The sequence below is a fragment of the Streptomyces sp. NPDC058239 genome, assembly GCF_042882185.1.
Taxonomy (GTDB): domain Bacteria; phylum Actinomycetota; class Actinomycetes; order Streptomycetales; family Streptomycetaceae; genus Streptomyces.
On record NZ_JBHVWS010000046.1, the window covers coordinates 19,870 to 39,648 of the forward strand.

The 19,779-nt window shown below is 66.6% G+C and carries 20 protein-coding genes and 1 pseudogene; 9 read left to right on the forward strand and 12 right to left on the reverse strand.

The window, feature by feature from the left end:
* Window positions 1–191: 191 nt before the first annotated feature.
* The 5 genes from ACFVYE_RS35055 (at window position 192) to ACFVYE_RS35075 (ending at window position 4,530) form a co-directional block, all read left to right on the forward strand.
* Window positions 192–1,145, forward strand: coding sequence for a LysR family transcriptional regulator (locus ACFVYE_RS35055; RefSeq protein WP_383972449.1), 954 nt, complete (start codon window positions 192–194; stop codon window positions 1,143–1,145).
* A gap of 85 nt (window positions 1,146–1,230) precedes the next feature.
* Window positions 1,231–2,238 carry an NAD-dependent epimerase/dehydratase family protein gene (locus ACFVYE_RS35060; protein WP_389608168.1) on the forward strand — a complete coding sequence of 336 codons (1,008 nt, stop codon included), beginning with the start codon at window positions 1,231–1,233 and terminating at the stop codon, window positions 2,236–2,238.
* Between the two features lie 332 nt (window positions 2,239–2,570).
* Window positions 2,571–2,930 carry a DUF952 domain-containing protein gene (locus ACFVYE_RS35065; RefSeq protein ID WP_383972450.1) on the forward strand — a complete coding sequence of 120 codons (360 nt, stop codon included), beginning with the start codon at window positions 2,571–2,573 and terminating at the stop codon, window positions 2,928–2,930.
* Window positions 2,927–3,862: an NAD(P)H-binding protein gene (locus tag ACFVYE_RS35070; protein ID WP_389608141.1), complete on the forward strand. Its 936-nt coding sequence runs from the start codon at window positions 2,927–2,929 to the stop codon at window positions 3,860–3,862. Before ACFVYE_RS35065 ends, ACFVYE_RS35070 begins: the two co-directional genes overlap by 4 nt.
* A 44-nt stretch (window positions 3,863–3,906) precedes the next feature.
* A complete protein-coding gene (locus tag ACFVYE_RS35075; RefSeq protein WP_383972454.1) occupies window positions 3,907–4,530 on the forward strand; it encodes a nucleotidyltransferase domain-containing protein in 624 nt (207 codons plus the stop codon).
* 7 nt (window positions 4,531–4,537) lie between these two features.
* Here ACFVYE_RS35075 and ACFVYE_RS35080 read toward each other — a convergent pair whose 3' ends face one another.
* Window positions 4,538–5,149, reverse strand: coding sequence for a TetR/AcrR family transcriptional regulator (locus tag ACFVYE_RS35080; protein WP_389608142.1), 612 nt, complete (start codon window positions 5,147–5,149; stop codon window positions 4,538–4,540).
* Between the two features lie 101 nt (window positions 5,150–5,250).
* On the opposite strand from ACFVYE_RS35080, the gene ACFVYE_RS35085 reads away from it, so the two are divergent.
* A complete protein-coding gene (locus tag ACFVYE_RS35085; protein ID WP_389608143.1) occupies window positions 5,251–6,723 on the forward strand; it encodes an MFS transporter in 1,473 nt (490 codons plus the stop codon).
* Window positions 6,724–6,789: 66 nt separating this feature from the next.
* Here the strand turns inward: ACFVYE_RS35085 and ACFVYE_RS35090 are convergent, their stop codons facing one another.
* The gene (locus tag ACFVYE_RS35090; RefSeq protein WP_389608144.1) at window positions 6,790–7,269 is read right to left on the reverse strand and encodes a VOC family protein; all 480 of its coding nucleotides are present in this window, start codon (window positions 7,267–7,269) and stop codon (window positions 6,790–6,792) included.
* Between the two features lie 415 nt (window positions 7,270–7,684).
* Between ACFVYE_RS35090 and ACFVYE_RS35095 the strand changes: the two genes are divergently transcribed.
* Window positions 7,685–8,161 carry a ricin-type beta-trefoil lectin domain protein gene (locus ACFVYE_RS35095; RefSeq protein WP_383972462.1) on the forward strand — a complete coding sequence of 159 codons (477 nt, stop codon included), beginning with the start codon at window positions 7,685–7,687 and terminating at the stop codon, window positions 8,159–8,161.
* 83 nt (window positions 8,162–8,244) lie between these two features.
* On the opposite strand, the gene ACFVYE_RS35100 is transcribed toward ACFVYE_RS35095, so the two are convergent.
* Together ACFVYE_RS35100 and ACFVYE_RS35105 are read right to left on the reverse strand one after the other, a co-directional pair.
* Window positions 8,245–8,400: a hypothetical protein gene (locus tag ACFVYE_RS35100; protein ID WP_383979243.1), complete on the reverse strand. Its 156-nt coding sequence runs from the start codon at window positions 8,398–8,400 to the stop codon at window positions 8,245–8,247.
* Window positions 8,397–8,780: a hypothetical protein gene (locus ACFVYE_RS35105; RefSeq protein WP_383979240.1), complete on the reverse strand. Its 384-nt coding sequence runs from the start codon at window positions 8,778–8,780 to the stop codon at window positions 8,397–8,399. The genes ACFVYE_RS35100 and ACFVYE_RS35105 overlap by 4 nt, the downstream gene beginning before the upstream one ends.
* A 191-nt stretch (window positions 8,781–8,971) precedes the next feature.
* Between ACFVYE_RS35105 and ACFVYE_RS35110 the strand changes: the two are divergent.
* Window positions 8,972–10,204 (forward strand): annotated as a pseudogene (locus ACFVYE_RS35110) (transcriptional regulator).
* Here the strand turns inward: ACFVYE_RS35110 and ACFVYE_RS35115 are convergent.
* A complete protein-coding gene (locus ACFVYE_RS35115) occupies window positions 10,176–10,847 on the reverse strand; it encodes an HAD family hydrolase (RefSeq protein WP_383979238.1) in 672 nt (223 codons plus the stop codon). The pseudogene ACFVYE_RS35110 and the gene ACFVYE_RS35115 overlap by 29 nt on opposite strands.
* A 270-nt stretch (window positions 10,848–11,117) precedes the next feature.
* Here ACFVYE_RS35115 and ACFVYE_RS35120 point away from each other — a divergent pair, with 270 nt between their 5' ends.
* Window positions 11,118–11,624: an RICIN domain-containing protein gene (locus ACFVYE_RS35120; protein ID WP_383979235.1), complete on the forward strand. Its 507-nt coding sequence runs from the start codon at window positions 11,118–11,120 to the stop codon at window positions 11,622–11,624.
* An 88-nt stretch (window positions 11,625–11,712) separates the two neighbouring features.
* Here ACFVYE_RS35120 and ACFVYE_RS35125 read toward each other — a convergent pair whose 3' ends face one another.
* From ACFVYE_RS35125 to ACFVYE_RS35155, 7 genes are all read right to left on the reverse strand, one after another.
* Window positions 11,713–12,387 carry a collagen-like protein gene (locus ACFVYE_RS35125; RefSeq protein ID WP_383979233.1) on the reverse strand — a complete coding sequence of 225 codons (675 nt, stop codon included), beginning with the start codon at window positions 12,385–12,387 and terminating at the stop codon, window positions 11,713–11,715.
* Window positions 12,384–12,518 (reverse strand): hypothetical protein, encoded by a 135-nt coding sequence (locus ACFVYE_RS35130; RefSeq protein WP_389608145.1) that lies wholly within the window; start codon window positions 12,516–12,518, stop codon window positions 12,384–12,386. The genes ACFVYE_RS35125 and ACFVYE_RS35130 overlap by 4 nt, the downstream gene beginning before the upstream one ends.
* Before the next feature lie 327 nt (window positions 12,519–12,845).
* On the reverse strand, window positions 12,846–13,916 hold the full coding sequence (locus tag ACFVYE_RS35135) for a ComEC/Rec2 family competence protein (RefSeq protein ID WP_389608146.1): 1,071 nt from the start codon (window positions 13,914–13,916) through the stop codon (window positions 12,846–12,848).
* Entirely contained in the window at window positions 13,913–14,638 is a 726-nt protein-coding gene (locus tag ACFVYE_RS35140; protein WP_389608147.1) for a hypothetical protein, read from the reverse strand. Before ACFVYE_RS35140 ends, ACFVYE_RS35135 begins: the two co-directional genes overlap by 4 nt.
* Before the next feature lie 13 nt (window positions 14,639–14,651).
* The gene (locus tag ACFVYE_RS35145) at window positions 14,652–16,775 is read right to left on the reverse strand and encodes an ATP-binding protein (RefSeq protein ID WP_389608148.1); all 2,124 of its coding nucleotides are present in this window, start codon (window positions 16,773–16,775) and stop codon (window positions 14,652–14,654) included.
* A 1,510-nt stretch (window positions 16,776–18,285) separates the two neighbouring features.
* A complete protein-coding gene (locus ACFVYE_RS35150) occupies window positions 18,286–18,660 on the reverse strand; it encodes an ASCH domain-containing protein (protein WP_389608149.1) in 375 nt (124 codons plus the stop codon).
* The gene (locus tag ACFVYE_RS35155) at window positions 18,657–19,772 is read right to left on the reverse strand and encodes a hypothetical protein (RefSeq protein ID WP_389608150.1); all 1,116 of its coding nucleotides are present in this window, start codon (window positions 19,770–19,772) and stop codon (window positions 18,657–18,659) included. The genes ACFVYE_RS35150 and ACFVYE_RS35155 overlap by 4 nt, the downstream gene beginning before the upstream one ends.
* Between the last annotated feature and the right edge of the window lie 7 nt (window positions 19,773–19,779).

Genomic DNA, 19,779 nt, shown 5'->3' on the forward strand with positions numbered 1-19,779 from the left:
ACGGGGTGCGGTACGGAGAGAGTGTCGGGGAGCGGAAGCCGTGGCGGATGATGTCAACCGGCGATAGCACCGGCCTATCGCCACCAGCGGTGCCGTTGTCGACGACTCCACCAACTCCCGGTGAATTAACGGACTTTGATGGGATTGGGACGTCTGGTGCGACAGTGGCCCGCCGTCCTACGCTCGACCGTATGGAGCTTGAGGTGAGACACCTCAGGGCGCTGTGCGCCATCGCCGACACGGGCAGCCTGCACCGAGCGGCCCGCAGGCTGGGCGTGAGCCAGCCCTCCCTGACCACCCAGCTGCGGCGGATCGAGAACACTCTGGGCGCCGAGCTGTTCAGCCGCGAACGGACCGGCTGCCGGCCGACGTTGCTCGGCCGGGCCGTCCTCAGCCGGGCCCGCCCCCTGGTCGACGGAATGACCGCCCTGGTCAGCGAGGCGAAGGCGGAGGCCGACGCGGTCCGCGCCTCGGGCCCGCGGCTGCGCATCGGCTGCACCGCGAGCCGGGTCATCGGCGGCTGGCTGCGCAGGCTGCGGCTCCGGCTGCCCGGCACGGACATCTCGCTGCGGGTCGACGTATCGGCCAGTGCCCTGCTGCATACGGTCGATGCGGGCGGGCTCGATGTCGCCTTCGTGCACGAGGTCGAGGGCTGTCCGCTGGCCATCCCGGAGGGCCTGGAGCAGCGCGTACTCCTGGACCGTGAGCCGCAGTTCATCTCCATGGCCCGGGACCATCCGGCCGCCGCCCGGCCCGTGGTCGACCTCGTGGACCTGGCCGCCGACCGGTGGATGGTCGACCCCACGGTGGACGGCGAATGGGACGGGCTGCGCCGGGTGTTCGGCGAGGCGGGCCTCGCGCCGACCGTCCTGCACGGCGACTACCTCACCGCCGCGTCCCTCGTCGTGCTCGGCGAGGCGGTCGCACCCTGCCAGCCCACCTCCGGGCCGCGCGACGACATGGCGATCCGTCCGTTGCGCGACGACCCCCTGGCCGTACGGCTGCTGTTGGTGTCCCGGCCGGGCGCCGACATGGCGACGGTGTACGGGGAGCTGGAGGCGGCCTACCGGGAGGCGGCCCAGCGGGCGGCCGGGTACCACCAGTGGCTGCTGCGCAACCGCAGCCCGCTCGCCCGCACACAGTGAAGGACCGCCGTCCGATTCTGCCGAGAGCGAGGACCTGTTCCGGTCCGGCCGTCCGGCGGGCAGAGTCGGTCCCATGAGGCTTCTGATGCTGGGCGGTACGGAATTCGTCGGTCGCGCCGTAACCGAGGCGGCGCTCGCGCGCGGCTGGGAGGTCACGGTGTTCCACCGCGGCCGTCACGCACCCCCGCAGGGCGTGACGGAACTCCTCGGCGACCGCACCACCGGCGACGGCCTCGCCGCGCTGGCCGCAGCCGCCGGCCGCCACGGGGGCACGCCCGACTGGGACCTGATCGTCGACACCTGGAGCGGCGCCCCCTCGGCCGTACGGGACGCGGCCCGTCTCCTGGCCGACCGGGCCGCCCGGTACGCGTATGTTTCCAGCCGTTCCGTGTACGACTACCCGGCCCCGGCCGGTCTGCCCGAGGACGGCCCGCTGGTGGCCGGCGCCTCGCCCGACGCCGGTGGGGACGTCTCGTACCCCCTTGCCAAACGCGGTGGCGAACTGGCCGCACTCGACGCCTTCGGGGACCGGGCCCTGCTGGCCCGCGCGGGACTGATCCTGGGCCCCTGGGAGAACGTGGGCAGACTGCCCTGGTGGCTGCTGCGGATCGCCCGCGGCGGGCCCGTACTGGCCCCGGGGACACCGGACCTGATGCTCCAGTACATCGACGCCCGCGACCTCGCCGATTGGCTCCTGGACGCGGGACGCGGTGGTCTGCACGGGCCGTACAACCTGGTCAGCCGCCCGGGTCACGCCACCATGGGGCAGCTGCTGGACGCCTGTGTGCGCGCCACCGGCTCAGACGCGGAACTCCGCTGGACACCCGCTCGGACCATCCTCGCGGCAGGCGTGGAGCCCTGGAGCGACCTGCCGGTCTGGCTGCCGCCGGGCGAGCTGTACGACACCATGCACCGGGGCGACGTCAGCAAGGCGTACGCGGCCGGTCTGCGCTGCCGGCCGGTCGACGAGACGGTCGCCGATACCTGGAAGTGGCTGGTCGAACTGGACGGTGCGGCCCCGCAACGGCCGGACCGGCCCGCAGTCGGTCTGGACCCGCGGGTGGAGGCCGAACTGCTGGCGGATACGGCCTGACGCGCGCTCGCGCGCCCCGACGCGGCACTGCATTCGGGGCATCCGGGTGCATCTGAAACCGGCCGGCCCACCCTTACCCCCTCGGAGACGGAATCACCCACCCAGGCCCCTGCGGAGACGACACCCGCACCGACGCCCACCCACTCCTGGCCGCACGGGCCCGACCACAATCGGCCGGACGACGCCGGCCACGGGGGCTTGCTCCCGAACAAGGTTTCCCACGGCGGTGAGGTGAAGGGATGCTCGGCGGCATCGCGGCAGTTCTTCTCGCTGCCGCATCGGCGGCCGCGCTGATGGCCCGCAGGGCGCGTCGACGCAGTTAGCTTTGGCCCATGGCCGAACTGCTGCTGCACCTCACCGAAGGCCCCTTGTGGGAGGCGGCCCGCGGGATCGGGACGTACGAGATGTCCACCCGCGGCCGCACTCTGCACGAAGAGGGCTTCATCCACTGCTCGCTGCCGCACCAGCTCACAGGCGTGGCCGAGATGCTGTACGGCGCCGGGAGCCGGGCCGGGACCGGTGACCAGGATCTGGTGGTCCTCGTCATCGATCCCGCCCGTCTTCCGGCACCCGTACGTTACGAGTCCGTCGCGCCCGGCGGCGAGGAATTCCCGCACATCTACGGACCCGTCCCGGTGGACGCGGTCGTGGAGGTGCGCCCCTGGCCGCGAAAGGAAGGCGAGCCCGCATGAACCCCCCACCCCCCACGGACCCCACCGACCACACGGACCCGGGCGCCCCCATCATCGCCGTCACCGGCGCGAGCGGTGCGGTCGGCGGCCGTGTCGCACAGCGCCTGGTGCGCGCCGGTGTGCCCGTGCGGCTCCTCGGCCGTGACCCGTCCCGGCTGCCGGAGCTGCCCGGCGCCGTCGCCGCACCGCCCGCCCCCTACGGTGATGGGGAGGCCATGCGCCGCGCCCTCGCCGGGGCGCACACGCTGTTCCTCGTCTCGGCACACGAGAGCCCCGACCGGGTGCGCCAGCACACGACGGCCGTGGACGCGGCGGTCGCGGTGGGCGTCGAACGCATCGTGTACATCTCCTTCCTCGGCGCGGCGCCGGACGCCACGTTCACCTTCGCCCGGGACCACTGGCACACCGAGGCGCACATCCGGGCCGCCGATGTCCGCTACACCTTCCTGCGCGACAGCCTGTACCTCGCCGGGCTCCCGGCGATGACCGGAGCCGACGGGGTGCTGCGCGGTCCGGGTGGCGACGGCCGGGTGTCGGCGGTGGCGCACGAGGACATCGCGGACGCCGCGACCGCGGTGCTGCTGGCCGACACCGAGAGCGACGACACCCGCCACGACGGGGTCACGTACGACCTCACGGGCCCCGAGGCGTTCACCCTCGCCGAAGCGGCCGAGGAGATGGGCCGGGTCACCGGCCGGACCATCACCTACGTACCGGAGACCCACGAGGAGGCCTATGCCTCACGGGCGCAGTACGGTGCCGAGGACTGGGAGGTGGCCGGCTGGGTGACGTCGTACGAGGCCATCGCCACCGGCGAGATGTCCACGGTCTCGGACGCGGTACCGAACCTCACCGGCCATCCGGCGATGAGCCTGGCCACCTATCTGAGGGAGCATCCGGACAGCTGGCGGCACCTGCTGAAGACGGACTGACGCCACGTCGGGCGACATCGGAAGAGGAGAGGGGCCGGCAGCCCATGCGTACGGAAACTCCCTGGGGCCCATGGGATCCGGCCTCGCTCGAAGAGGCTGCCCGCCTCTTCGCCCCGTTGCGTGCGCCCTGGTGGATCGCCGGCGGATACGCGGTCGAACTCGCCGTGGGCCACACCTTCCGGGTCCACGGCGACATCGACGTACTCCTGCTCCGCCGCGACCAGCTCACCGCCCAGCAGATCCTGGCGGGCTGGGAGTGGTGGGCCGCCGATCCCCCCGGCACCCTGCGCCCCTGGCTCCCCGGCGAGGTCCTGCCGCGTCACGTCCACGACATCTGGTGCCGCCCCGGGCCCGCCGAGCCCTGGCGCGTCCAGCTCATGCTCGACGACGCGGAGGGTACCGATTGGCTGTTCCGCCGCGATCCCCGCATCCGGCTCCCGCTCGACCGGCTCGGCCGGGTCTCGAAGGACGGCGTCCCGTACCTCTCCCCCGAGGTGCAGCTCCTGTACAAGGCCAAGTCCCCGCGGCCCAAGGACGAACAGGACTTCGCGACGGCGCTGCCGGCCCTCACCGCGGACCAGCGCGCCTGGCTGACGGAGACGATCACATCGGTCCAGGGCGCCGGCCACCCGTGGGCGGCACGTCTGCGTGCCCACCCGGTCGGCTGACCACCCCTCACCTCACGTACGCGCCCGCCCGCGCCGCCGCGGCCGCGGCAGCGGCGGCGCGGTCCGCCGCCGCCTCGTCGAGCGGGTCGCCGCTGGCCAGCAGCCGGTAGTAGAGGGGGGCCGATACGGCGCGGATCACCTCGTCCGCGTCCGTGCCCGCGGGCAGTTCCCCGCGTTCGACGGCCTCGGTGACGCAGCCGGACCACTCCTTGATGCGGATCGCGTAGAAGCGGTGCAGGGCTTCGGCCGTGCGCGGGTCGCAGGTCGCCGCGGCGATCACGGACTTGAAGAGGGCGCCCTGCCGTGGATCGGTGAGGGTGGTGACCACCAGCCGGGCATTGGCCCGGAGGTCCTCGGTCAGGGAACCCGTCTCCGCACGGGGTGAGGACTGCTCGGCCATGTCGTCGAGCAGGTCGGCGATCAGGCCGGTGGGGGTGGACCAGCGCCGGTAGACGGTCGTCTTGCCGACTTCCGCACGGCGCGCGACATCGGCGAGGTCCAGTCGGTCGAAGCCGTGCTCGGCCAGGGCATCGCCCGCGGCCCGCAGGACCGATTCACGGACCCGGGCGGTACGGCCACCGGGCCGGACGGTGCCGGGCTCCACACCCTCAGAAGTCATAACGGGTCTCCAGTTCCATTAACAAGCTTCCCCTGCTACGGTGGCTCTCACATTAACGGAACCATAGTCCCATTAATACCTCTCCCTGAGGAAGGGCAGCCATGTCCGCACCCAGCCGGGCCCAGTCTTCCGACACCACCTGCGCCACTCCCGCCGTGCCGTCCTCGAAAATCCGCATGACCGGACGGCAGAAGCTGGTCCTCGCGCTCCTCCTCGGCGCCCAGTTCATGATCGCCGTGGACTTCTCGATCCTGAACGTCGCACTGCCGGTCGTCGGCGAGGGCCTCGGCTTCTCCCTCTCCCACCTGCAGTGGATCGCCACCGCGTTCGCACTCGCCGCCGCCGGCTTCACGCTGCTGTTCGGCCGCGTCGCCGATCTCGTGGGCCGTAAACGGCTGTTCCTGGGCGGCATGGTCGTTCTCGGTCTCTCCTCCGCCCTGGGCGGTCTCGCCACCTCGCCCGAAGTCCTTCTCACCGCAAGGGTGTTGCAGGGTCTCGCCACGGCGGCTGTCACCCCGGCCGGACTCGCGCTGCTGACCACGGCCTTCAAGGAAGGCTCGCTGCGGGAACGCGCGCTGGGTCTCAACGGCGCACTGATGTCCGCCGGATTCACCGCCGGAGCCATCCTCGGCGGCCTGCTCACCGATCTGCTCTCCTGGCGCTGGGCCTTCTTCATCAACGTACCCGTGGCCGCCCTGGTGGTCGCCCTCGCCCCGGCCGTCATCACCGACTCGCGCCCCGCACGGCGCCCCCGGCTCGATGTCCCCGGAGCCGTGACCGTAACCGGCGGACTGCTTCTGCTCGTCTACGGACTGACCCAGGCCGGTGAGTCCGGCTGGACCACGCCCACCACCCTGGCCGCACTCCTCGCAGGTCTCGCGCTCCTCCTCGGCTTCTGGTTTGTCGAGAAGAGGGCCGCGGCGCCCCTGGTCCCCGTACGCATCCTGAAGCGGCGCAGCGTCATCTGGGGCAACACCGCCGGATTGATCGCCTTCGTCACCGAGACCTCACTGGTCTTCCTGCTCACCCTCTATCTGCAGGAGGTCCTCGGTTACTCGCCACTCGCCACCGGTCTCGCCTTCGGCGTCCTGGGGATCGGCACCGTGACCGGCGGCGCATTCGGCGGCCGTGCGGTCGGCCGGTACGGCAGCCGTACGACCATCGTCACCGGCGGCGTCATCCAGGCCGTCGCCACGCTCTCCCTGGTGGCGCTCGGGACATCGGGGGCCTGGATCTGGCTCCTGTTGGTGGCCACCTTCATCGGCGGCATCGGCAACATGCTGATGATCGTCGGCTTCATGGTCACCGCGACCTCCGGACTCCCCGACGAGGAGCAGGGCCTGGCCACCGGCCTCGCCACCATGACCCAGCAGGTCGGCATCACCATGGGTATCCCGGTGATGAGCGCCGTCGCCACCGCCCGGATGTCCGCCCTCGGTGACACCGGACCCGAGGGCGTCCTGTCGGGAGTCTCGGTCGCGATCCTGGTCGACTCGGCACTGGTCCTGGCCGGCGCCCTGCTCGCCGGCGCCTTCCTCGGCCCGCACCGCGCAAGGGGCGCAGCGCAGCGGTGACGACGGGCTCACCCGCCGATGGAGCGAAGACGCCGGGACCAACCTCCGCCCGGCGTCCTCGCCCTGTCAGCCCTCGTCGTGCGCCTTCTGCAGCGCGGCGATGTCCAGCTTCTTCATGGCCATCATCGCCGCCGTGGTCCGCGCGGCCTTCTCGGCGTCCTGATCGCCGATCAGATCGATCAGCACCTCGGGAACGACCTGCCAGGAGACCCCGTATCTGTCCTTCAGCCAGCCGCAGGGCCCCTCTTCGCCCCCGTCGGTGAGACGGCTCCAGTAGCGGTCCACCTCGTCCTGGTCCGAGCAGCGGATCTGGAACGAGATGGATTCGTTGAACGTGAACTGCGGCCCGCCGTTCAGTCCCACGAACTTCTGCCCGTTGATCTCGAACTCGACCGCCATCGCCGAACCGGCAGGCCCGGGACCTGCTTCGGTGTAGCGGCCGATCCTGCCGAGGCGGGAGTTCTCGAAGACCGAGAGGTAGTACTCCGCCGCCTCCTCGGCCTGCCCGTCGAACCACAGACATGTGGTGAAGCCCTCGGTGGTCATCGTGTCTCCTGTCGTGAGCGCATCCCCGTCGTGTGCGCATGTCCACCCATACCGACTGATTCCGTCCCGGAAACTCACCGGTCGCACATGGGGGGCATCGGTGGCGCCCGGCCGACGGCCGACAGCCGCCAGCCGCAGCTCAGCGGGCGTCCGGGCCGGAACCATTCCCGTCTGCCGGGTACGAAGAGGGGGATCGGCGACGATCGGCTCCACATGACCCCGGACCGGCCGGAATCGGCAAGGTCATGGTGATGACGGAGATTCGGCCGCCGACCGCCACGACCTTATCTCCCGGTCCGGTGACGGGCCCTCAAATTTTGCTCAAACCCGTTGCGTTCGCGAATTCAACGGTGCATGATCCCGTTCGGGCTCTACCGGCCCAGCGGGATCGGACTCCGGACTCACAGGGAGAGCAATGAGGCATGACTTCAAGGCAGCCGTCGTCGTCTGCGCACTAACGGCCGCTACAACACTGGGATTTGCCAGTACTCCGGCCAATGCCGCGCTGATGTCGTTCCGTCTCAAGAACCAGACCACGGGCAAGTGCCTGAAGTGGAACGGATACGACAAGCCGGTCACGCAGGTAACCTGCGCAAAAGTGAAGAGCCAGTACTGGGGAGTCGGCGGAACCCACCTGGTCAGTCTGGCCACGCCTCTCGTGGGCGAGGGCTGCCTGACCGGCCCGAGCAAGCACGAGGGACGGGTGTACGGGCGGGCCTGCTCGAAGATGAAGGGCAATCGAATCAGCTGGAGCATGTACTCCCACAACAACAACTCGAAGAACACCCCATGGAACCCGGTGGGCGGATACCTCAAGGTCTCGAAGTCCGGCAAGGTGGTGGCCGGCGCGAGGGTGAGCGGTAACCGGGACGTCTGGATCGTCAAGACCTGACGCCCGGTGCGCTGTTCCCGGACGATCCCGGGAACTCAGAAGGGCCCGACCGGTCGAAGCGGTCGGGCCCTTCTGGTCGGTCTTCATCGGCGAGCCTCCTGCCGCCAGGCGCGGCCGAGCCGCACGGATGTCAGGCACGAGACTCCAGCGCGGCAGGTGGCGCAGGTCACGGTGTGTCCGAGCCAGGTGCGGTATGCGGCATCGGCGGTGGCCGACTTCTCCAGCGCATAGTGACTCATTGCATCCGCTCCGTCCGCGGGCCAGCCGCATCTTCGAGGGCGGCCTGCAACGCTGCGGCCTTGGTCGTCCACACCTCAGCGGCAGGGCATACCCGCCAGCGCGGACCAGGTCCCTGCGTGCGCCTGACCGGGGGAATGACCAGATGGGCATCCTCGTCGAGGACACGAGTGCCAGCCACATCCCAGGTAGTGGCGTCGCCTACGGGGATGAACCAGTGCAGCGCGGCTGAGAGCGGGTCTTCGAGGACAGCCCCGGACTGACCGCCGAGGATGGCGAGGGCATCGAGGCCGACGCTGCGGGGCACGCGGACCGCGTCCCAGGTACGGCCGGCCTTTTCGAGGCGGCAGTCTCTGATGGTACGGATGCTGGGTGGGGGCATGGCTGCGGCTCCTCGGGGGCACCGTGCTTGGCAGTGCGCTAAGACTGGCCCTCGCGGGGATACGTATCGAGGACTTCCAGAGGTCTTTTCGCGGCACCAAAGAGGACTTTCATGCCGTCGTTCGGGTGACGACTAGCCCACGAAAGGGCCTGCTGTGAAACTGACTTGAGATGCCGTCATGGAGGTCCCGCATGTCGCAGCCCGCAAGCAACGTCCGTCTCAGGTCAGCCCGTCATGCCGCGGGCTACCGTTCCCAGCAGGAGTTGGCCACCGCCCTCGGGGTCGGTGTCCGGCAGGTTCGGCGCTGAGAGTCCGAGAATCCGCCGTGGCCTCATCCCGACCTTCAGCAGGCTCTCACCGAACTGCTCGGGCAGGACATGGAATCGCTCGGGTTCACTCCTCCGGCTGGACGCGACCGGCCCGACCCCGTGCGGCGCTCTCTGGTCGGTGCGTCCGTGGCGGCTGTCGGGCTTGCGGCTGTGCCGATGCAGTCCGCAGTAGCGATGCAACCTGCCTCTGTCGCGGCGGACTTCGAGGCGGTGACCCGTTCGCACCGGCGTCTGTACTGGTCCGTTGCACCGGCCACCCTCCACCCTGCGGCCGTCGCTCACGCCACGCTCGGGTGCGCGGTGCTGACCGAGACGGCTGGGCAGACCCGCCGCACCGTCGCCGCGGCACTGGCCGAGTCGTACCTTCTGGCCGGACGAATCGAGTTCTTCGACCTCCGCGACGGCGGCCAGGCAGCGAAGACGCTCCTGCTCGCGCTCCAGGCAGCCGGCCAGGCAGACGATCCGCTGCTCGGCAGCGCAAGCCTCGCGCACTCCGCTTTCATTCCGGCGTGGGTAGGCGAACGCGATGCGGCAGTGGAGCGCATGGTGGCCGCCCGAACCTACGCCCGACGCGGCCCTGCGTCGGCCGAGTTCCTGGCGTGGCTGGACGCAGTCGAGGCCGAGTGCGAGACCCGATGCGGGAACACCCGTACCGCTCTGCACCTGATCGGGCACGCCGAAGATGTTCTGGCTACGGGCGCCGAGCACGCAAGTCCGGCATGGCTGGACTGGTTCAGTCCAGTGAGACTGGCTGCGTTCAAGGGCAATACTCAGCTGAAGGCAGGGCACCTTCCGCAGGCGCGTACCACGCTCCTCGGAGTCCTCGACGACATGCCGACCACTGAGGACAAGCAGCGCACCGTCATCTACGGCGACCTTGCGGCAGTCGAGGCGGCGGCCGGGAATCCTGAGGCAGCGTGCGAGTACGCGTGCCGGGCGCTCGATCAGCTTGAGGTCACCTGGTACGCCATGGGCATGGACCGAGTACGGGAAGTGCGCCGGGCCCTGGCCCCGCGCCAGCATGAGCAGTGTGTGCGGGACCTGGACGAGCGGCTGTACGGGTGGGCTACGACTGTGAGCGCGCTCGCTCGTTGAACTTCAGGATCTGCTCTGGCAGTTCGGTGAGCGACTCAATGCGGAATGTCGGCAAGTCGCGGGCCTCGGCGGTGTTCCACTGGATGGTTCCCCAAGGCCCGCGATGGATCAGCGCGGTGTGCATCCCGGCGGCCACGGCCGGGCGCAGGTCGTTGTCGACGCGGTCACCGACGTACAGGATCTCCCCGGGGTCGTGCGGGACGACGTCGGCGACCCGGATGAAGAACTCCGGATCGGGCTTCGACGCACCCCAGTCGTCTGAGGTACCGATCAGGTCGACGTCGGCGGTGAAGAGGTCTCGCAGGATTCCGCCGGCCCGCACGGTCTGGTTGCCCGCGATGCCGAGCCACAGTCCTGCGGCTCGAAGTTGCGCGAGGGCCGGACGAACGTCCGGGTACAGGTCGGTCTCGTCGAAGTGCTCTGCCTGTCCGGCCTGCGCGCGCCTTTCCCGCTCGGCGTACAGGTCGAACCCGGCCTGGAACTCCTGGAACGTGTCGCGGTAGTCCCGCCCCTGGGCGATGACGGCACCGAACATGGCGGCGAACGTGTGCCGCGGTACGCCGAGCCAGTCGGCCCAGGTGCCGTACTCGCGGGTCTCGTCTACCAGGCACTCACCGACATCGAACACCACTGCGCGAATCATGGGGCGCATCCTATGCGGACGCACGAAACCGCCCCCCTGCCCGGCCGTAGCCGGAACAGGGGGTGTGGTGGTTCATGAGCGGCGGCGGTCCGCCGGGAGACCGACGAGCGCCAGGCTTGATGGTCGCTGTCCCCTTCCCCGAGGAGGGGGCGAGTCGGGTCACTCCATAGTTGCGGTGCGTTGGCAAGAGGCCCCCGAGCCGATGCAGTACGTTACGTTCCGTATCTAATGGATACGGAACGTAACAGGTTCGAAGTAGAGGAGTCCTTCATGCGCATTCGATCTGCCTGCGTCATGGTCGCCGTAGCGTTAAGCGCGACCGTACTCGGGGTGGGCACCGCCGACGCGACCGGGCCGTTGAGCGGCACCAAGGTCCGCAACTGGCAGACCGGCTTCGTTCTTGGCGTCGCCGGTAACTCGACGGTCGGCGGCGCTGAGGTCCAGTACCAGGCCGACACCGGCGACCTGGCCCAGAAGTGGGCCATTGACCCGGTCACCAGCAGCACCTTCCTGCTGCGCAATCTCAACAGTGACATGTGCGTCACCGCGGTGGGCGGCGCCGACCTGGAAGCCCTCCAGCAGCGTCCGTGCGACCCCCGGTGGGACGAGCAGGTCTTCTCCATGGAGGCCTCCAGCAAGCCCAGTCGGTACCAGCTGAAGAGCCAGGCCCACAGCAAGTGCCTGGTCCCTTACGCCGCCACAGCCCCCACCTACGCCAGGGTTGCCACCTGTGGCCCCACGAACGGGTACATGACCCACTCGTTCGACGTCCGCTGACGTCTTCAGGGCGGCCGGGCGCACCGGTATGAAGCAGCATGACGAAAGCCCCCTGCCCTGGCCGAAGCCGGGCAGGGGGCGTGTTGGTTCATGAGCGGCGGCGATCTGCCGGGAGACCGAAGACGGCCGGGCTCGGCTGAGCTGGGTCCGGGCTGCTCGGCGCGTTGCGGCGGCACACCAGCACATCCGGATCGTCCGGCGGAGGATGGAGGCTGTACCCCGCCGGGCAGGTCTGCCCGTCGGCGCCATCGCGGCCGTTCGTACCGTCCCTCCCGTTCGTACCGTCCCTCCCGTTCGTACCGTCCCTCCCCGCCGGACCAGGCGGGCCCGCAGGCCCGGCCGGCCCCGGGACAGTGGAGTCGGCGCCGGCCTGCCCAGTCGCACCGTACGGGCCAGGCACCGGAGTAGCAGCCGGTCCGGCCGGGCCGCGGTCACCCTTCGCGCCTGCCGGCCCCGGCGGGCCGGGGACCGGTACGGGCACCTCAGCACGGGCGGGCAGATCGGCGACCGCGTCCCCAGGGTCCGGCGCGGCCGGCGTCTCGCCCTTCGCCTGGATCTGCGAGCGGAGCTCCCGCACATCGGTGGCCAGTGTGGTGACCGCGCCGCCGCGTCGGTCCGCCTCGGCGGCCAGCTGGCACGCGCGCTGGTCGGCCTCGTTGATCCGGAGAAACGTGAGCGCGACGGCGCCACCAAGGGGAAGGAGCGCCGCCGTGATCCACAGCAGGTAGCGGCGCCGGTGGAACAGGCGCTCTGTCCGCGTCACGGTGTGCCTCCCAACTGGGTGACCAGCAGCCGCAGACGCGCGGTCTCCGCCTTCTCCGCCGCCAAGTCACTGCGCAGTGTGGCCGGCTCGGAGCGTAGTTCTTTCCGTTCCTCCTGCAGTTGGTCGGTCAAGCTGCTGAAGCCTGTCTGGCGGGAGAAGCGCTCTTCCTGACCTCGTCTCCCGAACGTCTCCCAAACGATCTGCGAAAGACGGAAAGGCCCGACCGCTCGAAGCGGTCGGGCCTTTCGAATTCCTGCTCTGACCTGCGGTCCAACCTGGGGCTGAACGGCGGGCCGATCAAGCCTTCTTGGTCTCCTAGTAATGGGCCGGGTCGGTGACCTGCGGGGATCTTGCCTGCGGGTCGCTGACCTGGCCTTTTGTCGATTACTGGCGATGGGGTGCGACGGTCTTGAGCGGGTGTCTTGCGGACTGTGTGCGGACTGGCTGGGGACCTCCCGTCACGGGTTTCGTGGCCTGGGTACAGGGAGGGTTCCGCCTGACTCGCACATGGCAGCGCTTACGTGCTGCCTGATCCATCGTTTGTGATCCAGGGGGGCGGGTTCCACTACGAGTTGGTTGTCGGCAACGGCAACTCTGACAGTGCCGGCGCAAGACCTGTTTCCTGTGTTGCCGGCAGCAGGGCGATTGAGTAGATAGCCTCTCTCGCCCTCAGGCACGGTGCCAGCGTGGCAGTTCTCGGAAAGCTGTGTGCAGGCCACGCGCGTATCTGGGAATGAGCGGGTTATCTCCTCCACAACCTCGGGCAGTGGATTCGTGAACACCCCTCGGCCCATGGAGAACAATACGACGTCTGGAGAGACTGCGTCGCATAGAATTTTTGCGAAGGATTCCTCTGGGCCGCCTCCGCTATGTCCACCGTGATGTGGATAAACAAGAACGTGAGCCGATACGTCTTTATCGCGGCCGAGTATTTGATCCAGGCCGGTAGAGTCGAGGTCGCCAGGAAGAAGCAGCGCAGGAATTCCTTCGAGGAGGACGCGAAGTACGACGGACATCCCATTGGTCGTAATCTCTGGGCGGACTCTGCCTCTTTTTCCGGTGCCATGACCGATATCGGTCAAGGTGGGATGGATAACATCGATTAAGACGTTTTCGAGAGAGAGGTCCCAGCCGTCGAGATCGCAGATGGCGAGTCTGGCCTTTAGGCGCCCAGCTTGGTGCAAAGCTGTCAGAAGCCCCAGTAGCTCATGCCATTTCTGGCTGTCTTTCTGGCTGTCGGAGTTTACCCATACCGTTCCAACTTCGAAGTCTTCATTGGGGAGTAGCCTCAAAGCACCAGCGATGTGGTCACTGTCGGCGTGAGAGAGCACCAAGTGCTCGATGCGGCGCACGCCTGATGCCATAAGTTCTTGATAGAGCAGCTTGTCGGACTTGGCGTCCACTATTACGCACCTACTGCCATCGCGAAGGACGGCACAGTTTCCATGACCCACGTCCAAGATAACTGCTTCTGTCGCAACTTTCGCGGTTCGCGGCATGGGATGGATCCCCGCTTGGGCCGTGGTCATTCGGACTTCCAATCAGTGGGGATCTCTGGCGCTGGCCGAAGTTCGTGAAAGAATAACTCGGATTCTTCCTCGGCGTAGAAATTAACGTTACCGAGAAAGACCTGACCGATGAGTCCGGGAACGAGTTTTCGGTACGTTACCGGGAGGCGGGTAGCAGGAATCGTCACTCTGGTGTCCGGCTTCCATGCGGTCACGGTAACTTCCACCGTTGGGTATCCTGAATCGCGGTGAATATCGACGACCCGAATCGGGGTGAGGAAGCCTCGCCGCTCAAGTGGGCGCACACCATCTGATTCTTCCTTGGCGGCTTTTAGGGCTCCCGGGATCACTTTGACGGACCCAGGTCCCTTCTCTACGACGCGGGGGATGAAGTAGCGCCACTCGCGGATTGTTGTCGCTTCGTCATCCTCTACGTATGCGCTGTACAGGATTGCTGGTAACTTTCTCTCGTTAGCCCTGTATACGAGTTCCGCACCATCGAATCCGACATGCGATTGATGACGTAGGCGGTGATCCGAAATCAAAGCGTTGCAGCCGCGATCCCGGATCTCCTTGAGCACGCTATCGAGCGTCTGAGTTTCCCGTAGAAGCATCGATTCAACGCTGAGGGGTAGATCCTCCAGGAGATCGCAAGTCCTGGTCAGTGCATCCTTGCGATCATCCACAAGGGCAACTCTTATCTCATCGAGCCCTTGGAGGTCAGATGTGGCCGTGTTGAGCATCGGGTTGTGCTACCTACCTGTCCCTACCGTCGGCCTGCTTGGGCAACCGGATGTGAAATGCGGCGCCCCCCAGCTCCCCGTGGATTTCAGCCGACAGTTCTCCGTCTTCCAGCACGCTCTTCTTCCCATGAAGGTCGGCCACAATATCCCTGACAATCGTCAGCCCCAGACCTGTCCCGTCGGATCTTTCGCCCCCCTCGCCTGGTAGCCACATGTTCTCCACGGAGACGTCAGTTAGTCCCGGCCCTGAGTCGGCCACGTCGATGAATACATGGCGAGGGTCTATTCGGGTGCGAATCAGAACTACTTGTTCACCTGAAGGTTCCGTCGAATGCGAGAAAGCATTCGCTGAATTAATGACTAGATTGGTGTAGATCGACTCAATGTCCGCTACAGGTGTGAGCACCCGCGCCGGTTCATCGCACAAATCCAGGTCCAGCAGGATATTTCTGTCGCTAAGGTAGCCCCCGAACATCTCGGCAAACTCTCGGCAGGCGTCATTCACGTCTATTACTGCCGCTCGACGTTTGCTGCGCCGCAGCATACGCAGGGGAACCTTCGCGAATGAATGGATGGATGTGGCGCATGCCTTGGCACGGATCAGGATTTTTTCGAGGCGCGCAGTGTACGAGGATTCTTCAGTCAGCTCCTGGATACGGCTCTCCAGTAGCTCCAGGTCCTCGCCGAGTCCGGCGGAAGTTGTCAGCGACTCATGGGCAAACACTGCGGTGCTAATGCCGACTGTCGCCAGAGACCTGTACAGGAGGCGGTCGCGCTCAAGGGCTTGAATGTATCGCTCTTGAGTGTCAACCAACTCCGAGACTTCTGCCGCCTGAACTGGATTGAATCTCCTGATCTCGTTCAGTACCGTATTGATCGAACGCTTGGCTTTCTCCTTCTCCTTTTTGGCTGCTGCAGCTCCGCCGACCCTTCCGTCTTCGCGAATTCGAAGACGCTCGCGCGCCGCCCAGTCAGTCGCCCGTCGAGCAAACTCGCGCAAGTCGATGAAAGCCAGATTCTCCTGAAACCCCATCCGGTCGGTTTTGGGAGTTAGGACGTCTTCCGGATCCTCCACGGAAACGCGACCCACGCTAGTATTGCTAGAGGGGCGAAGTTCTGGACTGCGCGACCGTAGGAGGTTCAGATCTAGCCAATCGAAACCGGGATCACCGTATGGGTGAACGCGTAGATCTCGATGAAATAGATGCACTCCGCCGATCACTTTAAGCCATGGCCTGAGGTCGGAGTGTTTGTGGGGTGAAGCCCGGCGGGTAAAGGATTTGGCATCCAGGAGGAACATCCACAGTTCGAATGTTGCTGGCGGTGCCTGATAAGCGAGTGGTGCTTGCAATTGACCCCGCACGCGGCCCTGTGCCACATCAAAATGGTCGCCACGCGCAACTTCTTCGTTCTTCCAGTTGTAGAGTTCCGCGCTTGCGTGTCCCTCTTCGTTTAGATGAGCTACCAGTCTGTACTCGTAATCATCGAAGAATCCGTTATTTACTGCAGCGGCGACTTTCTCGAACTGTGGTGCATTGAGCGTGGCCTGAAAGCCGGTGTCCTGATCTTCGAAGAATCCTGTGAGGAGGCGCATGGCTCGTGCGAGCCGCTGCATTTCGCTGTCATCGAATCCTTGGCGCAGGCCGTAAATCGTGAGACTAGTGCCTGGATTCTTCGTTGTGGGTCGCGCCTCGACATTTAATTCAACGTCCTCGACGGTATTTACCGACTCGTATTCTGCCCAGTCGATGTGGAGCACATACTCGATACCCAACTCTTCGCGTGGTCGAGTTATCAGATCCACTCTGCGCCCCAGGCGCAAGGCCGCAAGCCGCCCCAGCCCCTTCTCGCCTACTTTGCGTCGATCCTTGCGCGTCAGTGGCGAGCCAGGCTTCGTCGAGCGACCGATCAGGAGGAAGCCGTCCCTGATGTCCTCTGCGGTCATGCCGTCACCGTTGTCTTCGACAACCAGTGTCCCGCCAGGCTGGGATGCGTTGGTGAGGGTGACGTTGCAGTAGTCAGCGTCAGCGTCGTAGGCGTTCCGGACCAGTTCGATCACCCCCAGGTCGGGGTGCGGGATGAGCTCCTCGCCGAGTCGCACCAAGATCTCTGGGGCGAAGCGCAGATGAGTAGTCAAGGGTCCCCCTCCGAACTGGACCCACCCCGGGGTTCCGGGGCGTGGCCAGCCTGCTGCAGAATAGCGGCGCACTGATCGTCAATGTCAGCTACATATAAGGCAGTTGACACCGTTGGGGAAGGGGACCGCGTGCGAACGGCCGAATATGGGGTGTACACCGACCGACTGAGGTTGCTTGCCGCGGACGTTGTGCGTGGGTCGTGGGGGCGTGTTGAGCAGGACGTTCATCACGCCTTGAACGGTCAGGCGGCGCAGCAGTTGCGTTCTCTGGTGCCGCTGCAGGTGCGACGTGACGAGGGAGCCTTCTTCACGGGTGGGCCGGTACGAGCCAAGTTCGCCGCGTTGCTCGGTGGCCCTGAAGCGTCCGCGACAGTGGATCGCTACTGGGACCCCTCATGTGGCGCTGGGGATCTCCTGATCGCTGCTTCTGAACGCCTGCCCACTGCTCCCACCCTCGCCGGCACGGTGAGGTTGTGGGGCAGCAAGCTCCGTGGTTGCGATCTTCACCAGCCGTTCGTGGATGCTGCCCGGTTACGCTTGTTCCTTGCTGCTGCCGCACGCCATCAGGGGGAGGTCCAACCGCAGAGTATCGATCTTGAGACGGGCCTAAGAGCCTTCCGGGGGGTTGAGGTCGGAGACGGACTTGCCGCGCTCCGCGCTACTGCCGGATATCAAGGTCATCTCCTGCTCAATCCGCCCTATGGGAACACTTTCGCTGACGATGACTGTGATTGGTCGAGTGGTGCAGTCTCCCAGGCTGCCGTATTTGTTTTGGCAGGTGCGCAAGCGCTAAAAGTGGGCCAGCAGTTGTATGCGGTCCTGCCGGACGTGTTGCGTAGTGGCAGTCGGTATGAACCGTGGCGCTCGCGAATTGAGTCAGTGCTGAGGGTCGATCGAGCGGAACTGCACGGCCAGTTTGATCCTCATACCGACATCGATGTTTTCTTTTTGGGTGGGGCACGCAAGAGGAAGAGTCGGCCAGTAGCCACTGTCGCGCCGTGGTGGCCGGCACCCATAGGGGCCTCCACCATTGAAGAGGCATTCGAGGTACGTGTCGGGCCGGTGGTGGACAACCGGGATCCGCATGCAGGGCCGAGTGCGCCCTTCCTTACGGCTCGCGACCTCCCGACCAGTGGAACGAGGGGGGTTCCAGGTCGTACTCGGCAGTTTGCCGGGCGTCTTGTTGCGCCGCCATTCGTTGCAATCCGGCGAACGTCACGTCCTGGCGCTCGGGCAGGAGGTGAGGCGCGGGCGGCTGGTGTATTGGTTACGGGCGTCGAGCCCATTGCAGTGGATAATCATCTTATTACCGCCTCACCGCTTAGCGGCGGCGAGTCCGACTGTAAGCGTCTCCTGGAAATCTTGGAGTCTTCTACGGTCTCGGATTGGCTGGATCAGAGAATTCGCTGTCGGCATCTCACGGTTGGCGTAATTCGATCCCTGCCGTGGCCTCATTGAATTATATGGCTTCCCGCCCGTCAAGGAATTTTTGGAAATGTCCGTCGCTGGATTACTTCTGAAGGATCTCCTGTGGGGTCGTGCGTTCGATTTCGATAGCTAGGGCACCGAGATTTTCCTTTTCTGGCGGATAGATGGTGCGGATATTGGCGAGCTGCTGGTCGCGGGTGGAGGCCGGGTTGACGTTGGCTGGCCCCTCGCCGTCGAGGAGAGTTTCGAAGTTGAGGTATTCGGTGACCCGCTTGACCTTGACCTCGCAGGTTTCGTCGGTGCCCTTGATGCGGAAGCGGATGATGTCGCCTGCAGTGAGGTCGGCGAGGTGCGGGTATTTCACCCGCACCTCGATGGTCTTGGTGCCTGCGGCGACGAGGTCGAAGTACTGGCGGTAGAGGTTGAGCTCGCGGACGCGGGCGGTGGTGTCGGTCATGGGGCGGGGACGCTCCTGGTGGCTGGTGCGGTCATCATGCGGCTGATCTCGGAGGCCGAGTACGAGCGGAAGAAGTGGCGGGGGTCGGACAGCAACGTATCGGTCATGGCCAGCAGTTGCTCGGCGTACTCCGCGATGGTGCCGGGCCATTGCCGGGTGTCGAGCATCCAGTCGGCTGCGCCTTCGGGCAAGAACGCATGGCCCTCGCGGATCAGCGACTTGGACAGCTTGGCGCCGGTGTCGGTGACGACCTGCGGGCAGAACAAGCGGGCGGGGAGCTGAGCGCGAGTGAGGCCGACAGCCTGGAGGGCTTCGTCGACCAAGTGGGAGCCGAAGACCCAGTCGCCGCCCTTGACCATGACGTGCAGCGTGCCGTGCGGGTTGGACAGGGCCAGCTCTTTGACCATGTTGCGGTACAGGGTGGCCAGGTCCAGGTAGGCACCTCCAGTTGGGGTGATGGTCGCCTGGTAGGGGCCGTGATGGAGGCAGACGGCAGCCACTTGCGCGGTCTCGCGGTCAGCGAGGCGGACATGCGTGCGCTCGGCGTGCTTCTCGGCCCAGCCGCAGCCGGAATGCGGGCAGGGGACGCGCAAGTGCGGGGTGCCGGTGGAGGGGGCGAGCCACCAGCGGGCGGCGTCGAGGCGGGGCAGGAGCCGCAGCCAGGTGCGGCGGAAGTGCTCGCCAGCCTGCTGCTGGCTGTAGGTCTCGACCCGGTGTGGGATGCCCAGGCGGCGGGACAGCGCGGTGAACAGGGGTTGGTAGAGGGCGGTGACGAGGTCGGTCAGGGCCTGGTCGCCGAGGGCCTGGGCGTAGGCGCGTTGGTAGCGGTGACCGCTGACCGGGTCGGTGGACAGCTCGTAGGGGGCGTTGTCGAGGGCACTGAACAGCACCTCGGTGGGGATGCCGAAGCGGTCGCGCAGGCGGGCGGCCATGGCGAAGGCCAGGGACTGCACGAGCGAGGTGCCGATGTGCGGGGCACCGTTGATCTGGGTGCCGACGACCAGCACGATCCGCTCGGGTGGGGTGGCCAGGATGCGTGGGGTCAGGATGTCCTCGGCGTGGTGGAGGGCGTTGGCCAGGACGGTGTTCGGTGAGACGGGGTGGGTCGTCACGGGATGT